The following is a 25,428-nucleotide window of genomic DNA, read 5'->3' as shown; positions in this document are numbered from 1 at the left end:
TTCGAATGATAATCAAGCTGTTTCACTACCTGGTCATCGTATTCGCTGCGTTCGCCGCGCTCACGCAATTCATCGCGCATCGCACCAAACGGCTGTTTCCGCCTGAAGGTAAGTTCGTCGATATCGGCTCCGATCGCTTGCATTACGTCGAATATGGCGAAGGCCCGCCGATCGTGTTCGTGCATGGCCTTTGCGGCAATCTGCGCAATTTCGCGTATCTGGACCTGCAACGGCTCGCGAAATCGCATCGCGTGATCCTCGTCGATCGCCCCGGCTCGGGCCGCTCGACGCGCGGCCCGCGTTCGGCGGCGAACGTGTACGCCCAGGCGCGCACCATCGCGATGTTCATCGTCACGCTCGGTCTCGACAAGCCCGTGGTCGTCGGCCACTCGCTCGGCGGCGCGATTGCCCTCGCGCTCGCGCTCGACCATCCGCAGATCCTGAGCCGGGTCGCACTGATTTCGCCGCTCACGCACGTCGAAACCGAGGCGCCCGGCCCGTTCCGCGGCCTTGCGATACGTTTTGCGCTCGTGCGCCGCTTCGTGTCGCTCACGCTCGGCGTACCGGTCGCGAAGCTGCAAAGCCGTAAGGCAACCGAATTGATTTTCTCGCCCGAGCCGGTGCCATACGACTTCGGCCTGAAGGGCGGCGGCCTGACAGGCTTGCGCCCGCACGCGTTCTATTCGGCATCGTCCGATCTCGTCGCAGCGCCGGAGGATCTGCCCGACATGGAAAGCCGCTACGCGTCATTGAACGTGCCCGTCGCGTTGCTGCATGGACGCAACGATCAGATCCTCAACTACCAGCGCCACGCCGAGGCGCTGAAGAACCGGCTCGATAGCGTCGATCTGCGCATTGTCGACGGCGGCCACATGTTGCCCGTCACGCAGCCCGCCGAGACGACCGACTGGCTGCTCGACGTGGCCAAGCCATCGCCGGCGGCCGAACCCAAGCTCGTGGCCGCCAGCACGGCCGCCTAACGCGCACGGCTTGGGCCAACCGGCTGCGGGCGCGGTGCAACGCAGCCGTCGCGGCCGCCTCACGTCCCCGGCCGATACGAACATGCGGCGGGCGCCGCGCGCGATTCGGTGTACGCTAACGGCTCGTCCACACCGTTTTCGTGCCATCCAGAATCGTGCGCGTCGGCCGTCCCGTTCCCGCCTTGCCCCAACCTGTCTGCGACTATTGCGGCGCGAAAGCGGCGCTCACCCGCTATGGCGAGGCCGCCTACCCGTACCACGAGGACCACGGCGAGCTTTGGATCTGCGCGCCATGTGACGCGTGGATCGGGGTCTATCCGCGCAGCCGGCGCCATGTGCCCCTCGGCAGACTCGCGAACGCGGAACTCAGGCAAGCCAAATCCGAACTGCACGCAGCACTCGAGCCGCTCGTTGCCGCGAAAATCCGCCGCGATGGCTGCAACGCCTTCGAGGCACGCGCGAAAGGCATACGTTGGCTCGCAACGCATCTCGGTCTCGACGCTTCCAGCACGATCCATACGTTCGATCTCGACGCATGCCGCAGTGCATTACGGCTTATCGAGCAATTCATGTCCCGAAAATCGCCGCACGCGAAGTCTTGAGCCTCGCCGGCTGCTGCGTCGCAGCTACCGGCCATGCCGCATTCAATTAATTTACGCCGGCTTACATAAACCCTTTATTCATTTCCCACCGAAGGAATTATTGCTTTAAATTTTTTAGATCGAATCAAAAAAAGTTTGACGCTCGATTTTTTTCCCTGCTATCTTTTTCGAAACAAGCTTGCTGCAAACAAAGGAAACCAGGATAAATCAATACATTATCCTAACCAAATCCTTCCAATTAAATTACTTTCCGAGGGGCGGCATCCACTCCATGAGCAAATCGCAATAGATTTCCGGTCTATAGAAACATTCCGATAAGCCAAGTCAGAGAAATTCGACACGCGCCGCTCTAGCAGCGTGGGCAGCGTTTTTCTTATGAAAAATAAATCGGATTCCTAATTATTTAACACGTGACCTTCCGATAATCCATCAGCAGGAGGATCTCCATGTCGCCGTGAATCTCACCTGGTCGCATCGCGCCGTACATCGGCTGCGCGCCGAGCACCCTATTTCCGCCTGACGCCGGCTTCGCAACCGTTCTTCATCATTTCTTGGGAAGTCAGAAAATGCAGAGAACTCAGCACGTGAACCCGCTATTTCCAAAACGTTTTGCGCTGTCGCTGCTACCGCTCGCGATTGCCGCCACGCTGGCCCCGCTTTCCGTGCAAGCCGCGTCCGCTTGGGCACCGACCCACACCAACGCCTTCCTGCTCACTCGCACATCTGCTACGACGGCCGCTTCGCAAACGCAGGCAAAAACCGCGCCGAGCTACGCGCTCAATACGATCGGAACGCCGGAACTCACCGATACGACCGTTACGCCGCTCGAACTGAGCCAGCCGCTGCGCGTGACCGTCGTGCTGAAGAATCGTAACGAAGCCCAACTCGATGCGTTCCTGAGCGAAGTGAATAAGCCCGGCAGTGCGAACTATCACAAGTTTCTGACGCCGGAACAGTTCAAGGCCCGCTTCGGGCCGACTGACGCGCAAGTGCAAGCCGTCGTCGCGCATTTGAAGGCGAACGGTTTCAGCAACGTCAGCGTGTCGGACAATAACAAGCTGGTCTTCGCCGAAGGCAACGCATCGAACGCGGAACGCGGCTTCCACACCACGCTCAAACGCTTCAGCTATCGCGGCAAGCAGGTCTACGGCAACGACTCCGCGGCGCAAGTGCCGGCAGCGCTCGGCACGGTCGTCGATGCGGTGCTCGGACTGCAGAACGCAGCGGTTCCGCATCGGATGCTGCGTCGCGTCGCATCGCCGGATTCGGTCGTGAGAAACGCGGTGGCAGGCTCGCAAATCGGCCACCAGCCAACCGATTTCGCCTCGATCTATGATGCAAAAGGTCTGCCCGCCGCGACCAACACGACGGTCGGCATCATCACCTGGGGCGATCAAACGCAAACGATCGCCGATCTGAACCAGTTCACGCAAAGCGCGGGCCTGGCAACCGTCAACACCAAGGTCGTTCCTGGCGGCTCCGGCACACTTGCCAACGACGGCGATCCGAGCGAATGGGACCTCGACAGCCAGACGATCATCGGCACGTCGGGCGGCGTCAAACAACTCATTTTCTATTCGGCCATCAACGGCGACTCAAACGACAGCGCACTCACCGACGCCTCGATCACGGCCGCGTACAACAAGGCGGTCACCGACAACGTCGCGAAGGTCATCAACGTGTCCCTCGGCCTCGACGAAGCCGCAGCGAACTCCGACGGCTCGCTCGCCGCGGACGACGCAGTCTTCAAACAGGCAGTCGCGCAAGGTCAGATCTTCTCGGTGTCGTCCGGCGATTCGGGCGTCTATCAATGGTCGAGCGCGCCCTATAGCGGCGCGCCCGGTTATGTCGGCACGGAAAGCAGCAGCGGTGCGATCACGGTGCGGATCAACCTCGGCAAATACAGCGTCTCGCATCCGGCCAGCTCGCCGAACGTCGTCGCGGTCGGCGGCACGACACTGTCGACGAGCGGCACGACGACGTGGGCCGGCGAGACCGTCTGGAACGAGGGGCTCTCGTATGCGGATCAAGTCACGAACCAGGTCCGACTCTGGGCGACGGGCGGCGGCGTCAGCGCCTACGAAACCGCGCCGAGCTGGCAGACCGCCGCACTCGGCAGCACGGTCACCAAGCGCGTACTGCCCGACGTCGCATTCGACGCAGCGGGCGCGACGGGCGCGTACATCATCATTAATGGCCAGCCGAACCAATTGATCGGCGGCACGAGCCTCGCGTCGCCGATCTTCGTGGGCGGCTGGGCGCGCGTGGAATCGGCCAACGGCAATAGCCTCGGACTGCCGACGTCGGCGTTCTATGCGGGTCTGCCGAGCAATCCGTCGCTCGTGCATGACGTGACATCGGGCAACAATGGCTATAACGGCTATGGCTACAGTGCCAAAACCGGCTGGGATTACGACACCGGTTTCGGCAGCCTCGACTTTGCGAAGGTCAGCGCAAGCTCGGTCAAGTAACCGCCCCGACGCATCACGCAATCCGCCGGCCACGCGCCGGCGCGCGATCGCCTCTCTTCGGAGAGGCGATTTTTTTTGGTCCGCGCTGCGCTTCGCGGCACTGTGCAAATGCCCACCCGGTTTCGTCACATCATTCGGAATGGCACGCGGCAATGAGCAGACAGCTTGGCCGAATCAGCGATCTTTATCCAACAAGCTCTTGTCCGGTGGAATGTGCATCCGGCAAATTCCATCCGATGGAACGGTGGAGCCATCATCCAACCTCTTCATGCGAGGTCATAGTTGTAACAAAGGCTTGCAAGCCCGACCGATCGACCGTCCTGCCGAAAAGCCGCCCGCGGCATGTGCTTGCGGCCAGTGTGCGTGGTTGGCCAAAACACTGATCAGCGCCTGTTCACAAGCCCCGCGCGATCACGCCGAGCCGGCACGATTGATGCGTGCAAAAAAGCCATACGCGTTCGCTGCTCTGCTGCATGACGCCGTCTTCCGCCAATTATTCTCCGTTATCCTTAACGTTCCACTATATTTAACGCTATCTTGCGATGTTAACCGCCATTCGCACCATCGGCGTAGTGTAGGCTGTCGTACTTTCCCCGATAGATGGCGACGCTATCCTTCGACGCAGACGATGGATCCAGTATCGATTCACGTTCGGCGCCACCGCTACGCGCGGCAGCGCCTTCAGCCAACCAAGCCGCCTCGAGGCGGCCGGCCGCATGCGCGACCGCGCCGGCGCGCGGTCCGAACGAATCAGACGCAACGAACCGGAATCACGTTTCCTGGCATCGTTCGCTGATAATTGAAAGCGATGCGCGCAACCGTTCGAGACCAGACGATGCCAGCCCGCAAGATGAGACCGTTCGATCCGCAGTGCGGCCCGCAATTTGACCATCACGTACAGATGCAAGGTATCTCGAAGATACACCGACTCTGGGCGGCAATCTTCGTCATCGCCGTCGCCAGCGACGTGCTGTCCGGCGCGATCCGCTACTACACGTCGCTCGTCGGCCTCGCACCGCTCGGCTATCTGCCGAAGGCACTGATGGTCGTGGCGCTCGGCTTCGCGCTCGTCGAACGGCCGAAGGCAAGCCACGTGCTTATCATCACGTATCTGGGCGCGCAGATGTGCGTGTCGCTCGCCAACGGTATTCCGTTGAGCGCCGCGCTCTTTTGGATCTGGACGGTCTCGCCGATGCTGTTCGCGCTCGTGATGCCGCCGCAGGCGCTCGAGGTGCTCGAATCGCCGCGAATGTTGGCCGTGCTCGTCGGGCTCACGCTGCTTGCAGTCGGCGGCGTGTTCCTCAACTATTTCGTACACCTGCCCTGGGTCGGCGGCAGCGTCGATATCGGCGGCGGCGTGAGCGTGACGATCGCAAAAGCAACCTACGTGGGCACGGCATCGCGGCTGCCCGGCTTCGGCCGCAGCAGCGCGTCGACAGGGCTGTTGATCGGCCTGCTCGTGACCTGGATCTTCCCGCGCCTGCGCTCGCGTGCTGCCGTCACCGCGATCCTCGCGCTGTCGGCGCTTGCCATTTGGAAAACAACGAACAAGACAACCCTCGTCGCGCTCGTGATCGTCGTCGGGCTGCATCTGATGCTGCGCACGCGCTCGCTGCGTACTGCGAGCATCGCATTGTCGGCGCTCATCGTCGCACTGCCGATCGCGGGTTGGCTCATCACGCTGGCTAGCATTCAGGACATCAGCAGTTCCGGTTCGCTGTCGTCGATGCAAGACCGCTTCTTCAACACATGGCCGATGCTGATCGAAGGCATGGTGCGCGAGCACCTGATCTGGCTCGGCGTCGGGCCGGGCGGCTTCGGCTCGTCAGTTGGTTTCGGCTCGGCAGTCGGCAACGGCGCAACCGGATTCGGCTTCAACACCGGCTACGCAGACAACATGGCCCTTTACACGCTGGCGAATGTCGGCGTAATCGGCAACGTGTTTCTCATCGCGGCATTCGTCCATTTCGTGCTCTCGCGCGAATCGAACAATCGGCCGATCTGGCTGATGCTGTGCTTTCTGCTCGCGAGCGGGCTGACGACCGATATTTATGAAACGACCGGCTGCCTGCTGTTCTTCGGCGTGGTTCTGAACTCAATCAGCCAGCGCGTGCCGCGGCCGCGCATCTCGAGTGCGCGGATCGCATTCGAGCGGCTGCAAAGCAACGTGCGCGGCACCGCGTCGGGGCTACACTGAAGGCGCGTGCGAGAAGGAAACGACGATATGAAGAACCGCACGCTATCCCTGCGCCATCGGCTGTTCGCCGCGCTTGCAAGCGCCACGCTCGTCACGCTCAGCTTCGCCAGCGAGCCGAGCGTCGTCACGCTGAGCGCGTCGCAGCCGGCTTCCGCCGCCAACCCGCCGTATGTCGATCTGCCGGGCTTCGTCGCATCGCGCGACAACACCGGCGTCGCGGTGCACGAGATCGGCGATACGAAGCTGCTCGACGCGATCAAGAACGCGGGCTTCACGTTCATCCGCGCCAACCTGTTCTGGCAAGCAGTCGATACGCCGCATGGCTGGAATTTTTCGCAGTACGACAAGCTCGTCGCCGATCTGTCCGCACGCGGCCTCGGCGTGCTGTTCATCCTCAGCGGTCAGCACTATGCGTTGAGCCCAAAGGGACCACCGACTCAGCCCGCTCAACTCAACGCATTCCGCACCTATGCATTCAAGGTCGCGCAGCACTTCAAGGGTAAAGCGGTGCGCTACGAGATCTGGAACGAAGAGGATCACCCGACCTACTGGCTCGGCAAGCCGTCGGCCGACGATTATAAGGAAGTGCTTAAAAAATCCGTGCAAGCGATCAAGACCGCAGACCCGAATGCGATCGTCGCGACGGGCGGCGTACAGCAGATCAACCGCGCGTTCATCCGTAAGGTCGGCGACATCGGCGGCCCGAAGCAAGCCGCGCCCGACGCAATCAGCGTGCATCCGTACCGGCAGACCGAACCCGAAACCGTCTTCGCCGATTACGCCGCGCTGCGACGCGATCTGTCGACGTATCGCAAGAAACCGCAGGTGTGGGCAACCGAATGGGCATACCCGAGCTACGGCTACAACTATGTGTCCGACATCGATGACGGCCACTCGCAAATCGCGCGCGAGCGCCAAGCGAAATATGCGGTACGGCTGCTGCTGTCGAACTGGATCGCCCAAGTCGGCCTCACGTCGTATTACGACATTCGCAACGACGGCCGAAACAACAAAGACATGGAGCACAATTTCGGACTGCTGGACGCCAACGGTGAAAAGCTGCCTGCCTACACCGCCGTCCAGCATCTGTTCTCGTTCACCGGGGACGCCGAGGGTGCGCAGTATCGGCTCGACGCCAACGCACGTTACATCGTGCTGAAGCTGACCGCGCCGCGCACGACAAAGTACGTGGTCTGGTGCTACGGCACCGGCAATTCGATCGTCGTCGACTTGTCGCGACTGCCGGCCAATGCGCGCGTGACCGACATGTACGGTGCCAAGCTCAATGCCGGCGGCACCACGTTCGAGGTTCCGGAAGCAAAAGGGCCAATTTTCATTACGATTGGCGCCTGAGCGCCGCGCCCGGCGCGAATGCCTGCGCAAAGCCGGGTTTAACCGATTGATGCAGAGGACAGCGGCGGCCGCCGTCGCTAACGGAAAACAACGATGGACCTGAAAGCACAACCCACTATGACCGCGCCACACGCCAAGAACAACGACGGGCTCACAAGCCTATCGTGGAGCATCTCCCGGCACCGGCGGCTGTTCGCGACGATCGTCGGCGTGTTTTTCGCGCTCGGCGTGTTGTATGCATTCGTCGCGACGCCGCAATACCGAACCGAAGCGCTGCTGCGCATCCAAACCAAGCCGGGCGCCGCCATCAGCGCACTGTCCGACGTCTCGGGCACGATCTCGGCCGGCCCGTCCGCGAACGACGAAAGCGAAGTGCTGACCTCGCGCGCGACCGTCGGTGCCGCAATCGAGCAGATCGGCGCGGATCTCGACATCCGCACGCGCAGCTACTTCCCGCTGATCGGCCGTCTGTTCGCATCAAGCCATGCGGATGACGACAAGCTCGCTGCGCCATTGCTCGGCTTGTCCGGTTTCGCGTGGGGTGGCGAAAAACTGAAACTCGGCGCATTCACGGTGCCGGACGCATCATACGGCGACAAATTCCGGCTCGTCGCTGGCGACAACGGCCACTGGGCACTGTACGACAAAAAAGACCGGCTGCTCGCACGCGGCGTAGTCGGCGCCACGGTGCCGTTTACCGTCGGATCGGACAATGCCCAGGCTGGCGAGATTCGAGTCGATACGCTGCGCGCGCGCAGCGGCATCGAATTCTCGATCGTCAAGGAATCGACGCAGCGTGTTTATGACGACGTGATGAAGAAGATGAAAACGATCGTCGCGAACCGCGATTCGACGCTAGAAGAGCCGTCGCTGATGCGGCTCATCTATCAGGCCGATACGCCCCAGCATGCCCAGGATCTGGTCAACGCAATCATCCGCGTCTACCTTCAGCAGGACATTGCCTATCGTTCGCAGAATGCACAACGCAGCCTCGACTCGCTGCACGCACGCCTGCCTGTCCTCAAGCAGGATCTCGCCAAGGCCGAGGACGAGTTGAACCGCTACCGGACGACGACGGGCACGATCGATGTCGACCAGCAGGGGGCTGCGCTGATCGGCCGATTGAACTCGCTGTCCGAAAAACAAACGTTGCTGCAACTCTCGCTCGACAACGTGAAGGGACGCTTCCAGCCCGGCAGCACGACCTATCAGACCGTGCAGACCCAGCTCGATCAAGTAAAAAAGGAAATTCAGCAAACAACTGCCGCAGCCAACAAGCTGCCGACCGCGCAACGCGAATTCGTCCGGCTGACGCGCCAGGTAACGGTTGCTTCTGAACTCTACACAAAGGTGCTGGCCAATGCGCAACAGCTCGAAATCGCCGTTGCCAGCACGCCGTCCGGCGTAACCGTCGTCGACTGGGCAAACAAGCCGTATAGGCGGGCATGGCCGCAACGCGGCCTCATCATCGTCGGCGCGCTGCTGGCCGGCTTGTTCACGGGTTTGGCACTTGTATACCTGCTTGCCCGCCGCCGCAACGAGCTGAACGGCCCCCAGTCGATCGCCGACGTATCGGATCTGCCGTGCGTCGCTGTCCTCACGCCGCCGGCATCGCACGCGCTCAAAATCAGCGCGTCCCATCCGTCGGTCAAACCTCTCGCCGCCCGTGATCCCGACGATCCCAGTATCGAGACACTGCGCGTGCTGCGCACGAGCATGCGGGCAGCGTTCGCGCACGACGGCCGGGAAGGCGGCAAGGTTCTGCTGTTCACTGGCCCAACCGCTGGCGTGGGCTGCAGTTTCGTTGCGTCGAATCTGGCGTATCTGTTCGCGGATTCCAACGCATCCGTTCTGTTCGTCGACGCAGACATGCGTGGCGGATCCCACAATCCGCTCGGCGCCGAGCGCAGCGGCATTGGCCTCGCAAACGTGCTCGAGAATGCACAGCCGCTGGACAATGCGATCGTTAGAATCGGCAATAGCACGCTGTCCGTCATGACGCCCGGCACGCTATCTGGCGCGAATCCGGCCGGTTTACTTGAGCGGCCGGAGCTGACCGCGCTGATCGCGACATTGCGCACGCGTTACGATTTCATCATCGTCGATGCGCCGCCAGTCCTGCCGTACAGCGACGCGCTTTCGATCGCCACTCGGGATTGCGACGCGGTTCTGCTGGTCTCGCGCGGCCGAACGACTCGCGCGACAGACCTTGAAACCGCGCAGCAGCGGCTCGAAAGCGTCGGCGCAAAACTCGTCGGCCACGTTTTCAACGCAGACGCCGGGCCTTCTGGTAAACGCCGAGCTGCATCGCACGACGGCGAGCATCGCGCGTATGAAATCGATACGCCTTCCACGGCAAAGCGAACGCTCGAACGTGCAAAATGAACTGCCGCCAAGAATTTCCGATGCCGAATGAACCCAGGAGTTTTCTTTACAATTAAATACCATTGAAAGCCAAATCGGCAGCATTACATCATTATTAAAAATTAATTCAAGGAAAAACCAGAGGTTTAAACACCTCTGGTTTTTTATTTCATCACCTCCATTTCCTTTTTTCATTTTGTCAACGCTTCATTACCAATCCGTTCGTTTCGAACAAATACTCTAATCCTGTCAAAACAGAAAGGTCACCCACCAAACGCGTGTTTGCGATACCGATCGGCTCCTGCCATCACCCGCGAAACCGCGATCGCACAAGGCAATGCCGGATATTCGCCACCGATGCTCGATGGACGGGCCATCCGACATCGCATTCATCGATACCCCACCATCCCGATTCAAAAAATTCCAACCGGCCTATTTTGCTTCCCAAACACTGGCATTCGATCCATCGTTCGGTAATAATTTAGAGATACCTTTATCTCAAATTAACCTAAGATAGAAACCTTCCCCGAACGGAGATCCTGCCATGAATCATCTGAACATTACTTCCGTGCGCCCGAATCAATTTATTAGGTATCCGAAGTATATTCCGATCGTTTTCGCCACATTGTTCGCACTCCTACTTACTGCGTGCGGCGGTGGTGATGGAAGCAATACCAACTCCAGCCTCGCCGCCGCAACTCCGGGTATCGTCGTGCCTGCATCCTCCACCAGCGCAAACTCGACGTCAAACAGCAATACGAGCAATCCGATCGCATCGGCAACGCCGAGCGCGCCGAGCGCCGCCAGCGCAACCGATACGTCCAGCACATCCAGCACGCCAAATGCGCCTCCATCAGCGAGCGCATCCGATGCAGCCAGTGCCTCTCACGGCTCCAACTCGCATGGTTCTGGCTCGTCGACGAGTTCTAGCGGTTCCGGGTCATCGTCATCGTCGACAACGACTCCTCCGGCTTCGTCCTCGTCGACTTCGCCTGCCGCATGGGTCGCACCGTTCTTTGGTACGAACGGACACTTTGTCGCCACCAACAGCGTCTACAGTTCGACGCCGCTCGCCACTCAGGCATCCCACCTGACTACCGCCGGCATCCACGTCTACCGGCAGGACGCTTACATCCCGGATCACATCGACGCGATTGCGGATAAGCTCATCCCCGGACTCGGACCCAACGTCACCGTACTGCCGATGATCGAAGCGAACCCCTGGGTCGATCCTTCACTAAACGGCAAACAGCCGACCGAAGAAACGGCATACGCATATGCCTATCAGCTTTCCGTCTATGCAGCACAAAAGCTCGCCGGCATTCCGATGGTTGAGTTCGGCAACGAATACGATCTGGATAGCCACAACGCACCGATTCGTGGCGACGGCGTCAATGTTTCGGACTTCGACAATTCGACCTTTCCGATTTGGCGCGGTGCATTGCGAGGTGCACTCGACGGTTGGCGTTCAGTCGATACGCAGCACAAAACCAAGCTGATTGCAAACGCAACGGCCGGTTGGCTGTATTTCGGATTCCTCGATGGACTAATGACGGGCACCCAACCCGACGGCACGACCGGTCATCCGAAAATCACGCCCGACGTAATTCAGTGGCACTGGTACTCCGACGGCGGCGACATCGAAAACGCAGTCGGCCTCACTGGTACGTACAACGTGCTCGCACGGCTCAAGGCGAGCTACAACCTGCCGATCGTGATTACCGAGGTCGGCGTGAATCTCAGCAATACGGAAGCACAGGCTCAGGCGTACATCACGAAGACGATAGCCGAACTGGTCGCTGCAAGAACAACTTACAATGTCATCGGCTTCAATTGGTATGAACTCTATGACGACTCGACCGGAGCGTATGGTTTAATGACGAACAGCGGACAACCAAAGCCGCGGTACACGACGATGCAGACGGCCATCACCAACGCGACCACGACCACTAAAAATTAATCATCACGGTTCGCGCATACCATCTTTATAAAATTCGGCAAACCCGCATTTGCGTGAGGCCGCATAGACCAGATGATGCATTACCGGGTCACGACGTAACGAACGTGACACGCCACCCGATCCAAAGCTGCGCCGCGATCAGCTCGCCGGCGCAGTTATTTTTTATTAAAACATCGACGTTTTTTTGGACGGTATCGTCCATAGAATGACAAAGCTGTCGTCGAATCGACAAATCAGCGGGAGCCACATGAAGCGTGCTCGGTCAACTGCATTGGCTGTTACGAATCCGTTCGCGCTGACGTCGTCGGTACTCAAACGACGGGTTGATGATAGTGACAGTGAGGGCGGGGCGTAATGACAGTTCGTCCGGTAGTTCATCTGAGCCACTTCGAAATGGCAAACACGGCAGGTTTTAAGCGAAGCGATTGAAGCGCGGATCTGTCCGGGGCGATTGATCGTTCAGATACGCAAGACCGCGCGCACCACGCTCAGGTTTTATAGCTATCGTCACGCCGGTCCAACTTGCGAATCAACGCCGGCCAAACGAACGCGCCACCCAATCCATCGGTCTGTACCGATGCCGCTTCGGCGTTCGTCGCGATAATCCCGGCCGGCACCTCGATCAGATCACCGCCGTGCAGTGCGGCGATCTGGATCTGGCAAGCCGTCTCGAACAGATACATCGCGAGAAACGCATCGGCTATCGACGCGCCAACAGTCAGGAGTCCGTGATTACGCAGCATCAGGAACATCGAGCGTCCAAGATCCGACTGCAGCCGCGGCTTTTCGTCGTCTTTTAGTGCAACGCCTTCGTAATCGTGATAAGCAAGCGATTGCAGCACGAATGTCGACTGCTGCGAAATTGGCAACACACCGGCGCGCTGTGCGCTGACCGCAATCCCCGCACGCGTATGCGTATGCAGTACACATTGCACATCGGCACGCGCAGCATGCACCGCGCTATGAATCACGAACCCCGCGCGGTTGACCGGGTATGGCGAATCGCCGATTTTGTTGCCTGCCTGATCGACCCTTACGAGTGACGACGCAGTAATTTCCTCGAACATCATTCCATATGGATTGATCAGGAAATGATGATCAGGGCCCGGCAAACGAGCTGAGATATGCGTGAAGATCAAGTCGTCCCAGCCGTACATTGCGACAAGACGATAGCAGGCAGCCAGATCGCATCGAATGCGCCATTCGGCGGAATCGATGTTGGCAGTGGCGGAAGTAGCGTCCATACAGGCTCCATGCGCGCCAGCTCAAGCGCGCCGGCATCGCGCTCACCTTACCAGCTTCACGCACGGATCGCATCGGGTTTTCCACGCCCATCGACGCGAATCGGCCAAGATGCTCGGCTTCGAGCCGAAACGCGCGCGGCGCGCACACGCGCCGCGCGCCATCCATATCAAGCCGGCGTCAACGGCACCGTCACCGACGTACCGGCCGGATCGAGCGTCAGTTCAGTGCCGGGCGTCGGCCTCAACGTCGCTTCGTAGTCGCTCGACAACACGACCAATCCCAGCCGGTGGCCTGCGTCGAGCCGGTAGTCACGCGGCATGAACGTCAAACGCAAATCGTAGGGCATGCCGGCGAGGACGGGCTGCGAATGCCAGATCGACTTGCGATTGCGAGGATCGGTCCAGGCGCGCGTGATAATCGTCGCGCTGCCGTCGGGCGCACGATCAACGAGCAGCGCCGTCACGTTCGCGGCAGCCGAGAACGTCAAGCGGACCTGCGCGGTCGCAGTTCCTGAGATTCGTGTCGCCTGGGCAAGCGGCTGCGTCTCGAAACGGCTGCGATGTGCGCCATCGGCTGCATTCGCGAGCGTTAGTGCCAAGATCCGCGCATCATCGGTAAATTTCACGAGCGGGCCACCCGATGGCCAGCGCAGTAGCGTTCCCGTTCCCGCTCCGTCTCCACCCGAGAAATACGTAGTAGGCGTTGCACTGCTTGCCGGCCAGCGCGGCTCTTTCAGCAACGTGCCGTTGGCCTGCTCGATTACCGAGCCCGGCCCACGCTCGACACCGTTTTCGTAACCCAGCAAATAGCGTGTGAACCAGCGGTTCACCTGCGCAGTCCATTCGCTCGCCATCGCGGGTACACGACTCGGATCGGTATGACGGGCCCGATGCAACCATAGTTGTGCCGGCACGTGCTGTTTGAGCATCGCGAGATACCACGAAGTCGATTGATCGGTCCTCACATTATCGTCCGCGAGCCCCTGCGCGACAAGCGCAGGTGCCACTGCAAAAGCCGTCGGAATCTCGCGGGCGGCCCAGAATGCCGAATAATCGCCCGTCGTCCGGTCTTCTTTCTGCAACGCTTCATCGATGAGATGCGTGCAACGCTCCGGATGCGAATTCGTCAGGAGTGCTTTTATATAGACATCGACGTCCTCGCCTTGGTAACCGTCCGGCGCACGCACGAGACCCGCCGAGCGGTAATAGCCGTACATGTTCGATAGTCCCGCGATCGGCACGATCGCATCGAGTCCGCGCGTGCGCAAGCTGGCGACCATCTTTGGCAGCGTGCCGTCATACGACACGCCATACATGCCGACATGCCCCGTCGACCAATTCGCGACGATCGGCTTGCCGCTCGCATCCTTCGCGCTCGCGTGTCGGCCGAGCCAACGGATTACCGACGCCATCGCGACGGATTCGTCGCGGGTCAGAATCGTCGGACACCCATCCGAACCCGCGGTGCCAAGCGAATCCGCATAGACAATCGTAAAACCGCGCGGCACGAAGTAACCTTCAATCCACGAACGCCCAGCTGCCGCGGCTTCGACTTGCTGCAAGATTCGAGACTGCGGTATCGCCGCCAGAATACGGGCAGCCGTTGACGCGACTGGATGCGGCGTACCGTCAAGCTCAACATCAACATTGTGATTGGGGCTGTCGGCAAGCCCGTTGTAGTACGGGCTCGCCAGAACGATGACCGGCGTGCGCGCGCCCGATGCGGTTTCGGCCGGCCGAACGATACGCACGTGAATCCGATCCTTCTCGCCGTCGCCATCGGAATCGACGGGCGTCTCTACCCACGCTTCCTCGGTAATCGTATTGCCCGACAGCGATGGCTGCACCTGACCGTTTTCGATCAGGGGTCGATAGCGCCCGCCGCCGGACAGATCCGCGTATGGCACGCCGGAAGGCGAAACACGCCCGAAAGCCGCACGCGCGCCGCCTGCAGCTGGCACCGCGTCCGTATTTTCGCTTCGCCCAGTTTGCGCAAACATAGACGCGCCGGGCAAACCCGAGCCGTCGTCGCCCCCACATGCAGTGAGTAAAACCGCCGCCGCAATGGCGGTGCTCCATACGCATAGCGATTCAGTTTTGCGGATTTTCATTGTTGTCCTTATGCCGGGAATCGTAAGAAAACAGCCAGTCCATATCGAGCGATATCGCTCACAAACAGCGCAGCGGGCACCGCCGAAGCGGTGCCTGTCCTTATTACCGAATCGCCGCGTAGACGGCTTGACCTGCGTCGAGCAGCCCCGCGCCGCAAGTGCTCGTCGAGCACCCCGATCCGCTGGGGAACGCACGCGCGCTCGCTTGCAGCCGCTGCAGGATTTGCGAAGGCGACAATGTCGGATTGATCGCCAGCATCAGCGCAACAGTACCGGCGACGTGCGGCGTCGCCATGCTGGTGCCGTTATAACTTGCATAGCTGTCCGCTCCAGGTGAAGTCCTGCCGGCATTCAGCGTCGACAAAATACCAACGCCCGGCGCGGAAATCTTCACTGCCGCCCCGTAGTTGCTAAAACTCGCACGAACACCATTGCGATCGGTCGCGCCAACCGTGATGACGCCCTGGCAATTCGCGGGTTGCGATGTCGATACCGACGTGCCTTCGTTGCCTGCCGCGACGACGATCGTTGTGCCGCGATACGTGATCTCGTTGATCGCGTTTTGGTAGGTTTGGCTGCACGTGCGGCCGGAGCCGCCAAGACTCATGTTCAGCACGTTGGCCGGATACGGATTGGCCGGCGCACCCGGTACCGACAAGCCCGCGGCCCAACGCATTCCATCAACGATATCGCTCAGCGTACCCCCGCATTTGCCGAGCACGCGTACCGGCAACACCTTGCCCGACCATGATATGCCCGCAACGCCGAAACCATTGTTCGTCACCGCGCCGATCGTGCCTGCGACGTGCGTGCCATGCCAGGAACTGTCGCTCACCGGGCATCCGTAGAATGGCCCGTATGGGTCGTTACTTTCTTGCCACGTCACCCAATCGCCCGGATCCGATGCATTGCTGTCGCGGCCGTTACCGTCGTTCGCGCTTACCGGATCGGAGACGAAATCGTAACCGGGGAGCAGGTTGGCCGCGAGATCGGCATGCGGACGGTAACCAGTATCGATAACACCGACGACGACCCGCGATGAGCCCGTCGTCAAATCCCAAGCGGCCGGCAAATTCGCGCCGCCTCTCGGATCGAAATAGCCCCATTGCTCGGAGTAGCGTGCATCGTTCGGAACAACGGACGGATACATCCGCACATCCGGTTCCGCATACTCAACCGCACTATCGGCGGCAAAATCTTGCGCAAGTGCCTGCGCATCGGCGGGCAGCAAGCGATTTTGCAACGACAGCACCGTCGCGCCACCCGACATTTCGCGCTTAATGCGTATTCCGGCCGCGGGATCGGCATAATTCCCGGCTGCCGAAGCCGCAGTTGCACCGAACGCACGATTCGCCGAGCGCGCACGACGCGCGGAGACCACGCGATCGATCACGGCCTGCACATCCGTCGCGCGCGCCGACGGCCCCGTTGCAGCACTAGCCGCCATCTTCGGCGCTCGGAGCTTAACGATTAATTGGTTGACCGTATCGCGCCCGCCAGGAACCGACGGGGATGTAAGAGTTTGTGCGTGCGAGGGCGGGGCGAGACCGACCAGGACAACACCCGCAACAATCGCAGAATATGAAGCAGTTCTAATCAATTTAGACATGCCGATACCCTCCTGATCACTGTAGATAAAGACAAAGCGAACCGATAAGCTGGCGTTCTGATTGCTGGCTTTGCTGCGCTGCCGATAAGAAAGGGCACGTCACACCGCTGCAAATAACCGTGCGACGTGCTACCGACAAACAGTTGCGGCTGATCGCATCATCCGACATGCGGATACTGGATGATTCGTCTACCGTCAGATCTATATCCACGGGAACTGAACGAAACGGCGAGCGTTTCGTTTGCCCTCCTCTCAGGTTCTATGCCGCTGGTTATATTGATAATTACGCTTTACAGCGCTTCAGCCCCACTTGAACTCCGGCCCCGCACGTTCTACGACGGCAAGGCGGTTTACATTCCTATTGCAAAACTTATCTTGCTGAAATCAGCCTGTCAAACATTTTTAGTTAATATCAAAAAAAGTTTCATGGAATGCATTAATCAAAGAACCAGCTTCCACAGTTCTCTGGAATCGCAGATGACATTGACTGCCTGACGCCTTCCGGTAGAGACGCTTGCATCATATTTTCCCAAACATGGAAAAAAATCGGCCGCGCCGGCCGTTCGGCCCAATTCGCGAATACGCTCATCACAAATAGAAATCATTCCACGCCCGACTCGCGCCGATGTTGCCGTTGCGAATCAGCGAAGAGCAGCTTCGCGGCGCATAGCTCCGCATCCGATGCCAAGAGGGCAAGACGACGCGATCGAACCGCCAATACCATGACTGCCTGGATCGACAGCCCCAAGCAAAGCCGGAGCAGCGCCGGCCGTGCCGGCTCCATCCTTGCTCGGCGACCACTGTCGAAGTAGGAAGTCTCTGCCGCCTGAGGTCATGGACTTCGATTGAGAGACCTGCGCGTCACCATCATCGGCGTGTCTTCACGGCACCGTGCATTTGTCATCCCGTACCGGTACGGTTGCGCAGCCCATACCGTATGCCGCCGGTACGCAATGGCGCGCTCCAAGAGATCAACAGACGGCTTCAACGCGGCGATCTTGATATCGTCTGCCGGAACCGGGAATTGCGTGTTTGCAAGCAAGCCACACGCAAGCGCATTCACGCTCCGCTACGATCGATGCGGATCGAACCTGGCGGCCATCGGCCCCGTGTCGCGTCGAGCCAACCCGGATAGCCCAAGCCAAGTGCCTCGGTAATCCCATAGCTCATGTCGACGGTCTTGTCGCGTATGCCGACCGCGACCGACCGGGCAATCTTTGTCGGCTACTGGCAATTGCGGCGCGTTGACGCCACCCAGCCGAGTCGAAGAGGAATCCATACGATCGCGCAGCAGACACAGCCGCGTCAGCGAAGATATCTAGCCGTTCGCTGCAATGCTGCCGCACTCGTCCGTCAACCGGCGCCAACGAGATAAATCGGGATAGGAACGACAGAGGAAAAACTCGAACGCTCACCGATTTGAGCGAACCTCCTGAAGAGGAATGAGGCTTGCGGACCGCGACTCATGCGTACATTCATCGGCTGCTTCAGCGATCGAGAACGTATCCGGGAAGCGGATGAGTGGCAAGCATTGCTATGCCATTCATCCGTACCGTGTGTTCGTTGGTAGGCTCGATTGGATTCGAACCAACGACCCCCACCATGTCAAGGTGGTGCTCTAACCAACTGAGCTACGAGCCTGTGTGAGGCGCGAATTATAGGGACTCCATCGCCGCGGCACAAGCCCCAAGTTATAAAAAGTGCTGCTGCATCGTTTGGAGAACAATGCAGCAGCAAGAAACCGCCAGCATCCAAGGGCCACCAAAACCGCTGACGGATTACTACGACCGGTTCGGCTAGGCCACGCAACCACTGCGTGCGCCTAACCTTTGAGCTTCACCCATACCTTGTTACGCATCTTCAGCGCGGCGGCCGAGCATACCTTGTATGGGCGCAGGCGTGCCTTCTGATCGCGCGGGAGGTTGATCCACGGCTGCCGCAGCAGCGTCTCATCCATATATCGATCGGAACCGGCAATTTCGTTGCCGTAGCGAAGCGTATTCGATACCTTCGCGATTACTTCGGGCTGCATCATCCAATTGATGAATCTGTGCGCATCGTTGCGATTTTTCGCATTTGCCGGAATGACAAGACTATCCTGCAACAGCCGCGCACCCTCCTTCGGCACTACGAACCTTACGCTCGGCAGCAGTTGGTGGGCCCGCTCGGCAGCACCATCCCACATGTGCTGGACGATCACCTGCTTCGATACCAGTCGATCGACGGGCCCGTCGTTGCTGTATGCCTTCACGAAGGGTTTCTGCTTACTCAACACTTCAAGCACACGCTTCGCGTCGTCGGGACGCTCGCTGCATTCGTCTTGGCCGAGATACCAGCTCGCGGCCATATACATCTCTTCTTCCACATCCAATGCGCCGATTTGCCCGCGCACTGCATGAACCGGATCGAAAAACGATTTCCAGCTATCGTCGAGCCGGCCGCCCGGCACGCGCGCGCCGTCGTATGCGAATCCGGTGACCACTGCCATGTAAGGCATCGTGTAATCGCGATTCGGATCGAACGGCGGATGCCGGTATTCCGGCTTGATGTTTACGGTATTCGGCAGCCGCGCCTTATCCAGTTTCGCTATCAGTCCTGCGCGTGCCAACACCGGGACATAGTAATCGCCGGTGACAGCGACATCGTAACCGCCCGCGCCGGCCTGAAGTTTCTGCGTGAGCGCGGCGTCGCTCTCGTAGACATCGAGCACTGTCTTGACGCCCGTTTGCGCCTCGAACTGCGCAAGCAGCGCGGCGGGCATGTAGTCTGGCCAGTTGCCGACATGCAAGACGCCCGCCGCCGACGCACCCGCGCTCGCCGTCAAACCTAAAGCGGCCAACCACCGTTTCTTCATGTCAGCCCCGCTTTCGATCGATTCGCCTTTTCCTGACTCCCCTGCCCGATAGCGACAATTTGCAGTGCCGAAATCCCGATGATCGCTGTCGAGATCGCATTGATTTTCGGCGTGAGGCCAAGCTTGAGTGCGCCGAAGATATACATCGGCAGCGTGCCGAAACCGGCGCCCGCGAGAAAATAGCTCGTGACGTAATCATTCATCGACGCGACGAATGCGAGCGTCGCGCCAGCCATCACGCCCGGCATCGCCAGCGGCAGCGTCACCTGCGTCAATACCCTCCACGGCGTAGCCGACAGAACCGCCGCCGCATCGAGCAAATGGCGATCGATCTTCGCAAGCCGGGCGCTGACCGGCAAGTATGCGAACGGCAGACAAAACACCACATGCGCAAACAGCACCGTCGCGAAACCCGGTTCAATCGACAACATCGCAAACATCAGCGCCGTGCCGATCGCCAGCACGACCTCCGGTATCACGAGCGGCATGCCGATCGAGCCCGTAAGCACACCACGTGCGCTCGAGCTGACCTTCCACCCCGCCAGTGCAGCGGCAATCGCAATCGGTGTCGCAATCGCAGCCGATGCACCGGCGAGCACCAGCGACGTCAGCGCGGCACTAACCAGCGTTTGATCGCGCAGCGCGTCCAAATAGCCGTCTATTCCCCATCCAGACCAGACAAGCGCGGAGCGCCCCGCATTGAAGCTCATCCAAACGATTGCGACGACGGGCAGGTACAGAAATACGATAACGAGCCATGTAACAGGCGCCGTCAACGGCATGCGCTTCACGTCATGCAAACTCATGAGCGACGTCCTTTCCGAGCGCATTCACCCGGATACGCCGCGCCAGCATCGATATCAACGCGATGCCCAGCAGCGCGAATGCCATCGCGGCGCCGAGCGGCCAGTTGCGGCCGGCGGCAAACTGAAAATCGACGAGATTGCCGATCATCATCGAACGGCTACCACCCAGCAGATTCGATATCACGTAGGTGCCAAGCGCGGGGGCGAACACGAGGCCGACGCCCGCCGCGATACCGCCGCGGCAGATCGGAATCACGATCTCGCGCACCGCGCGCGATTGCGTTGCGCCAAGATCGTAAGCCGCCTCGATGAGCCGCCAATCCATATCATCGAGCGCCGCATAGATCGGCAATACCATGAACGGCAGGAACGCATAAACGAGGCCGAGCAACGTCGCGGCATCGGTATAGATCATGCCGAGCGGGCCGTGCAATACGCCGATGCGGTTCAACAACCGATTGGCGATACCGTTGTCCGCCAGCACGATCAACCAGCCATACATCTGTACGACAATGCAAATCCAGAACGGAATGGTAACGGCCAGTAACAGCAGATTCTTCTGCCTGGCGGGGCGTGACACGATATACAGTGCGCTCGGCAGCGCAAGCACCAGGCAAATCAGCGTTGCCGCAGCTGCAAGCGCGATCGAGCGTACCAATACACGCAGAAAATCCGCCTGCAACACAATCGTCCCGTCAAAATCGCGATCAAAAACGAGCGACCAATACGCGAGCGTCGAGAATTTGCCCCATGCGACACCGCCGAGATCGAGCGGAACCGAGAGCGATACCACGGCCAATACGCCGAGCGGGACAATCACCCCCGCCGCGATGCATGCAACGACAGGCGCCAGCCCAGCATACTTAGCAATGGATGTCATAGGCCCAAGATGTCATTCAAGTTCGACAGCGAGCGTAACAAATTGCTATATCCGACAACAGCCTGTCGGACGGACCAAACGCGCCAAATTTGGGTCCTTTCGCGACAACCGTCTCAAATACCGACGGCGCGCTTTTTCAATGTTGCCGCAGTGCGCGGCATTCCGCCCAGCGCGTGATCCGATACGTGCAATTTACGCTCCGAGGCAATCCATCGATGCAACGATCTCGGCTGCTCGAATCCGAGCTTCGCAGCAATCTCCTTCATGCTGAAACGCTCGCTGCTCATGTAGCGAGACGCAAGATCACGCCGCACGATGTCGCGCAATTCACCGAGCGATGTACCGAGCAGTTGCAGTTTCCGCTGCAAACTACGCTGTGACAAATAAAGCTGCTCATAATCTTTCCAGCCTGGGTTCCGGTACATGTGATCGAGCACGCTCTCGACGACACCACTTGGTGTCCACTTTTGCAATTCGCGCTCTTGCCGGTCGCAGTGACGGCGCGCAACCTCGAGCGCATGAGCATGCGCAAGCGGCAATGGGCTGGCAAGCTCGGCCGCAGGAAAATAGCAGGCGCTTTCCTGCGCGCCGAACTCCACGGGGCAGCCGAACAACGCTGCATAGCGATCGGCATGCGGCGGCGGCGGAAACGCAAGTTGCAGTCTGCGGAACTTGATTTCGCGGCCGCCCAGTACGCCCAGCATTTCACGCCTCAGAACCGCGATGCACATGTCGCTGTTCAACACGAGCAGGTCTGCCCGGTACGCGTAGTCTCGAATGACAATGCGAGCTTCGTCCCCGTCGACTTCGAGATCGATCCGGAAATAGCAAATCGCAAGTAGTGGATAGGAATTCGCGAGCCGGATTGCAGCCTCGAGCGTCGGGCTGACCAGCATGGCCGTGCCGCGCCAGCCATATGCGGTCACGGGGATCGCATCACCGATCTCGAGCCCGATCCCGGTATTGCCGGTCGCGTCGAGCGCATTCGCGAATATCGCCATTTCCTGCGCATGCGTGATTACGACATCAGGTTTGCCGAGATCGGCCGGAACTACCCCGCTTCCTTCAAGAAAACGCTCGGCGGATATTCCGTACCGTTTCATCACCTCGGCAGCGACGATGACTGTGCACAAGGTGGCCGGAAGCTGAGCCGCGCTTTTGGCCTTTCCGGAAACAGCCGGCATAATCGGCTCCTTTCCATGCGGGCGATGTTGCGACGTACTCACGTCAGATCCAATGTGAAAACGATTTGGCAGCCATACTCGTCGAGTTCGCCGCGCCGCCAGCCAAGATGCTGATAAAAACCGTCCGCACGCGAGCCCGGATCGGTGACGAGTGTCACCGAACGCGCGCCCTGCTGCCGCAGCCAGTCCACCGCACGGGCCAGCAACTCCCGGCCGATATGCCGCGCGTGCCAAGCCGGCCGCACGAACAACGCCGCGATGAACGGCTTGTCAGCGAACACCGGCAAGCACACTCCAACGGTCTCGCCATTGGTCTCGCACAACCAGCCTCCGCCTTGCTCGATTTGCCGGACAACCAGATCGCGATCGAGCAAGTCGACTTGATGCGGGTGAATCCGGTTTTCCCGAACCGAGAAGCGCACGTCGTAAAACGCGCCGATGTCGCGCACGCCCATCGGGCGGAACGTCAAAGCCTTGTCAGACAAGTATTTCCCCTTTTTTGCATTGCAAGCATCGATTTTTTATATGCTCAAAGAGACAAATCGATTGTTCAAAACATCAAAATTGAATAATTAATTGTTCTATGAATCATTGGCAAACGTCGATTAATAGACCAAAAACCATTGGCTCAATCAGTCCAGCGCCACTTGATAAAAATATTATCTCAAACAGACAAATAAATAAAATCTTTCCAATTTCCAAATAATTTAGCCCGATTAAGGATCCAAGTTATTTGGCAACCTAAATCAGAAAACTCATTCCATTTATCCAGATTATTCCCAGCACGCATACATTGCGGCTGCTTCCCAGAAAATACCTATCAACGGGAAAATTTTTTGTGACGAATTGCTCCACTGAAGATCGCGTCTCGGTCCAATTCGTTCAGTGACGCTTTGCCTGCACGACGACCTGCGCTGACGCATCGCGTTCGATACGCGCAAGCGGGGCCCGCATCGCGTCGAAATCGTCCGGGGAACACATCTGATGTGCGAAACGAGTCCGCAATTTTCGTGTGATTTGTACAACGTGCGTCACACTGTCGAAAACGTAATGCGCTTCATAATCGACGAAGCGGTGCCGAACCGTTACATCGCTGGGCAAATCGATCATATGTAGATTGCCGGGCAACGCAATCTGCGTGATTTCATCGAAATTGCCATCGATGCATAGCCAAGGTTGTGTGCGCTCAGGCTCAGTCAGCCAGCCCTGCACCTGAGTCGCGATACCGCCCGACAAACTGGACAACGCCGGCAGCGCGGTCGTGCCATCCGGCCATGCAACATGCTCGAGCGTGCCTGTCATCGAGACCGAGAAAGGGCCGCCCGCCACATCACGCTCACTGGTCATAAGCCGGGCCGTGCCGCGCAAGCTGGTTTGCCGCAGGCGCTCGTCGGCAATCCTACGGGCATGCTCGCGCGTGGACTGACGAAATAAGCCGCGCTCGAGTTCGGCAGTCCAGCCGTTATCTTCGACGTAATATTGATAGCGACCCGACCCGTCCGGCGCGATATCGATTCGCAGCCGGGCGCTGCGCGTGCGCGGCTGCGTCGGCGGCGTGCGCGATAGCACGCCGCTATCGACCAGCAACGCTGGCCGATCCATCACCACCGGCGGCAGATAGCCGAACTCGACATTTCCAACGGTCGTATCCGCATAAAGCCCAAGCTCGGGCATCCACGTAATTGCATGATTGATCGCGCCGCTGCCGTAACCAGGCACCCCAGGCAGCGTATAGACCGAGCCGAGATTCAGCAGCACGGGCTCGCTGCGTATTCCGGCTGCCGCAAGCAATGCGCCGAATAGCGCGACATGGTCCTTGCAGTCGCCGTATCGGTTACGCAGGATATCCGTGACCTTGTGCGGCACCGCCGCAGTCTCGCCCAGAAACAACGCGACATAGCGGACGTTCGCGCGCACCCAGTCGTAGATTGCGCGCGCCTTATCACGCGGATCGGATACATTCGCCGTCAGCGTGCGCGCAAGCCGCACAACGGCCGGATCGTTCACGCCGTCGTCGGCGGCATTCGCGCGATAGCGTGAAGCAAATGCCGAAAAGTCGGGGAGTGTCGACACCATCAGCCGATCACCGTAAGTCGCATAACTCACGGAGCCGCTTTCGATGCGCGGATAAGGACCATGGCGGTAATCGAACTCGTAGCGCGTGCGGCCGTTCTCCGTCACAGGCTCGCGCGCGATGAAACCGCGCGCATCGGCGTACAGCGGCATATCCGCCGGCAGATCGAAGATCAGCCGCTGTTCATCGACAGGCATCCGCGATGGCGTGACGAAATACCCAAAGTAACCAGGATCGCTCGGCCTTGCCCGCCTCTTGCGAAACGCAAGACGAGTGCGCGACCCCGCATCGACGCCCGGAAAAATCACCGAGCGCAACACGCCGTTGTCGAAGAACGGCGCGCCGGCCGAGCGCGGTTCAGTCACATCACGAATCGCTTCCGGGCCGACAGGATGCGCGACACCGCGAGCGTCGATCGTTTCGGCTGCGAGCAGTTCGACCTTGTCCGCATCCTTGTCGAACCATATGACACGCTGCGCAACGTCGTCGATGCCGCTCACGGTGTTTGCGCGCAAGGTCGAATCGTCGTGCTCGTCAACCGAGCCGTCGCGTTGCACGACGAACAGATGGACATCGCTAACCACAGTGGACGGCGCGTCGGCAACGGTCTCGGTTGCACCGGGCGCGTCGGCAAAGCCGGCCGCCCGCGCATCGCCCGTCAACGTCGCCGCGCCCACGCACGAAATACCGAGCACTCGGACCAAAACGCGCATTGCCACGCTCGTTGCCACGCTGAAAC

The 25,428-nt window shown here is 59.6% G+C and carries 16 protein-coding genes and 1 tRNA gene; 7 read left to right on the top strand and 10 right to left on the bottom strand.

Features of this window, described 5'->3' with window-relative positions:
* Positions 1 to 5 precede the first annotated feature (5 nt).
* The 7 genes from BSIN_RS06590 to BSIN_RS06560 all read left to right on the top strand — a co-directional run bounded on the left by BSIN_RS06590 (position 6) and on the right by BSIN_RS06560 (position 11,927).
* Positions 6 to 980 carry an alpha/beta fold hydrolase gene (locus BSIN_RS06590; RefSeq protein ID WP_089339888.1) on the top strand — a complete coding sequence of 325 codons (975 nt, stop codon included), beginning with the start codon at positions 6 to 8 and terminating at the stop codon, positions 978 to 980.
* 155 nt (positions 981 to 1,135) lie between these two features.
* The gene (locus BSIN_RS06585) at positions 1,136 to 1,582 is read left to right on the top strand and encodes a zinc-finger-containing protein (RefSeq protein ID WP_059515340.1); all 447 of its coding nucleotides are present in this window, start codon (positions 1,136 to 1,138) and stop codon (positions 1,580 to 1,582) included.
* A gap of 566 nt (positions 1,583 to 2,148) precedes the next feature.
* A complete protein-coding gene (locus BSIN_RS06580) occupies positions 2,149 to 4,053 on the top strand; it encodes a S53 family peptidase (protein WP_089339887.1) in 1,905 nt (634 codons plus the stop codon).
* 835 nt (positions 4,054 to 4,888) lie between these two features.
* Positions 4,889 to 6,250 (top strand): O-antigen ligase family protein, encoded by a 1,362-nt coding sequence (locus BSIN_RS06575; RefSeq protein ID WP_089339994.1) that lies wholly within the window; start codon positions 4,889 to 4,891, stop codon positions 6,248 to 6,250.
* 27 nt (positions 6,251 to 6,277) lie between these two features.
* A complete protein-coding gene (locus tag BSIN_RS06570) occupies positions 6,278 to 7,603 on the top strand; it encodes a cellulase family glycosylhydrolase (RefSeq protein ID WP_059515346.1) in 1,326 nt (441 codons plus the stop codon).
* A 93-nt stretch (positions 7,604 to 7,696) separates the two neighbouring features.
* Positions 7,697 to 9,988 carry a GNVR domain-containing protein gene (locus tag BSIN_RS06565; protein WP_089339886.1) on the top strand — a complete coding sequence of 764 codons (2,292 nt, stop codon included), beginning with the start codon at positions 7,697 to 7,699 and terminating at the stop codon, positions 9,986 to 9,988.
* A 523-nt stretch (positions 9,989 to 10,511) separates the two neighbouring features.
* Positions 10,512 to 11,927, top strand: a complete 1,416-nt coding sequence (locus tag BSIN_RS06560; protein ID WP_143757365.1) for a glycosyl hydrolase — start codon at positions 10,512 to 10,514, stop codon at positions 11,925 to 11,927.
* A gap of 488 nt (positions 11,928 to 12,415) precedes the next feature.
* Here the strand turns inward: BSIN_RS06560 and BSIN_RS06555 are convergent, their stop codons facing one another.
* The 10 genes from BSIN_RS06555 to BSIN_RS06510 form a co-directional block, all read right to left on the bottom strand.
* The gene (locus tag BSIN_RS06555) at positions 12,416 to 13,171 is read right to left on the bottom strand and encodes a class II aldolase/adducin family protein (protein WP_089339885.1); all 756 of its coding nucleotides are present in this window, start codon (positions 13,169 to 13,171) and stop codon (positions 12,416 to 12,418) included.
* Positions 13,172 to 13,338: 167 nt separating this feature from the next.
* Positions 13,339 to 15,282: a Xaa-Pro dipeptidyl-peptidase gene (locus BSIN_RS06550; RefSeq protein ID WP_089339884.1), complete on the bottom strand. Its 1,944-nt coding sequence runs from the start codon at positions 15,280 to 15,282 to the stop codon at positions 13,339 to 13,341.
* 103 nt (positions 15,283 to 15,385) lie between these two features.
* A complete protein-coding gene (locus BSIN_RS06545; RefSeq protein WP_089339883.1) occupies positions 15,386 to 16,891 on the bottom strand; it encodes a S8 family peptidase in 1,506 nt (501 codons plus the stop codon).
* Positions 16,892 to 18,455: 1,564 nt separating this feature from the next.
* A tRNA-Val gene (locus BSIN_RS06540) sits at positions 18,456 to 18,532 on the bottom strand.
* A 181-nt stretch (positions 18,533 to 18,713) separates the two neighbouring features.
* Entirely contained in the window at positions 18,714 to 19,745 is a 1,032-nt protein-coding gene (locus BSIN_RS06535; protein ID WP_089339882.1) for an extracellular solute-binding protein, read from the bottom strand.
* Positions 19,742 to 20,551, bottom strand: a complete 810-nt coding sequence (locus BSIN_RS06530) for an ABC transporter permease (protein WP_089339881.1) — start codon at positions 20,549 to 20,551, stop codon at positions 19,742 to 19,744. The genes BSIN_RS06535 and BSIN_RS06530 overlap by 4 nt, the downstream gene beginning before the upstream one ends.
* Complete coding sequence (locus BSIN_RS06525; RefSeq protein WP_089339880.1) at positions 20,538 to 21,431, bottom strand: ABC transporter permease; 894 nt, start codon at positions 21,429 to 21,431, stop codon at positions 20,538 to 20,540. Before BSIN_RS06525 ends, BSIN_RS06530 begins: the two co-directional genes overlap by 14 nt.
* Before the next feature lie 113 nt (positions 21,432 to 21,544).
* Entirely contained in the window at positions 21,545 to 22,534 is a 990-nt protein-coding gene (locus BSIN_RS06520) for an AraC family transcriptional regulator (protein WP_256583638.1), read from the bottom strand.
* Between the two features lie 119 nt (positions 22,535 to 22,653).
* A complete protein-coding gene (locus BSIN_RS06515; protein WP_069235461.1) occupies positions 22,654 to 23,070 on the bottom strand; it encodes a GNAT family N-acetyltransferase in 417 nt (138 codons plus the stop codon).
* Between the two features lie 427 nt (positions 23,071 to 23,497).
* On the bottom strand, positions 23,498 to 25,402 hold the full coding sequence (locus BSIN_RS06510; protein WP_089339878.1) for a DUF3857 domain-containing transglutaminase family protein: 1,905 nt from the start codon (positions 25,400 to 25,402) through the stop codon (positions 23,498 to 23,500).
* Between the last annotated feature and the right edge of the window lie 26 nt (positions 25,403 to 25,428).

The sequence above is a fragment of the Burkholderia singularis genome, from assembly GCF_900176645.1.
GTDB classification, from domain to species: domain Bacteria; phylum Pseudomonadota; class Gammaproteobacteria; order Burkholderiales; family Burkholderiaceae; genus Burkholderia; species Burkholderia singularis.
The sequence above is the reverse complement of the archived record's forward strand: the minus strand, read 5'-3'. Positions and strand labels throughout refer to the sequence as shown.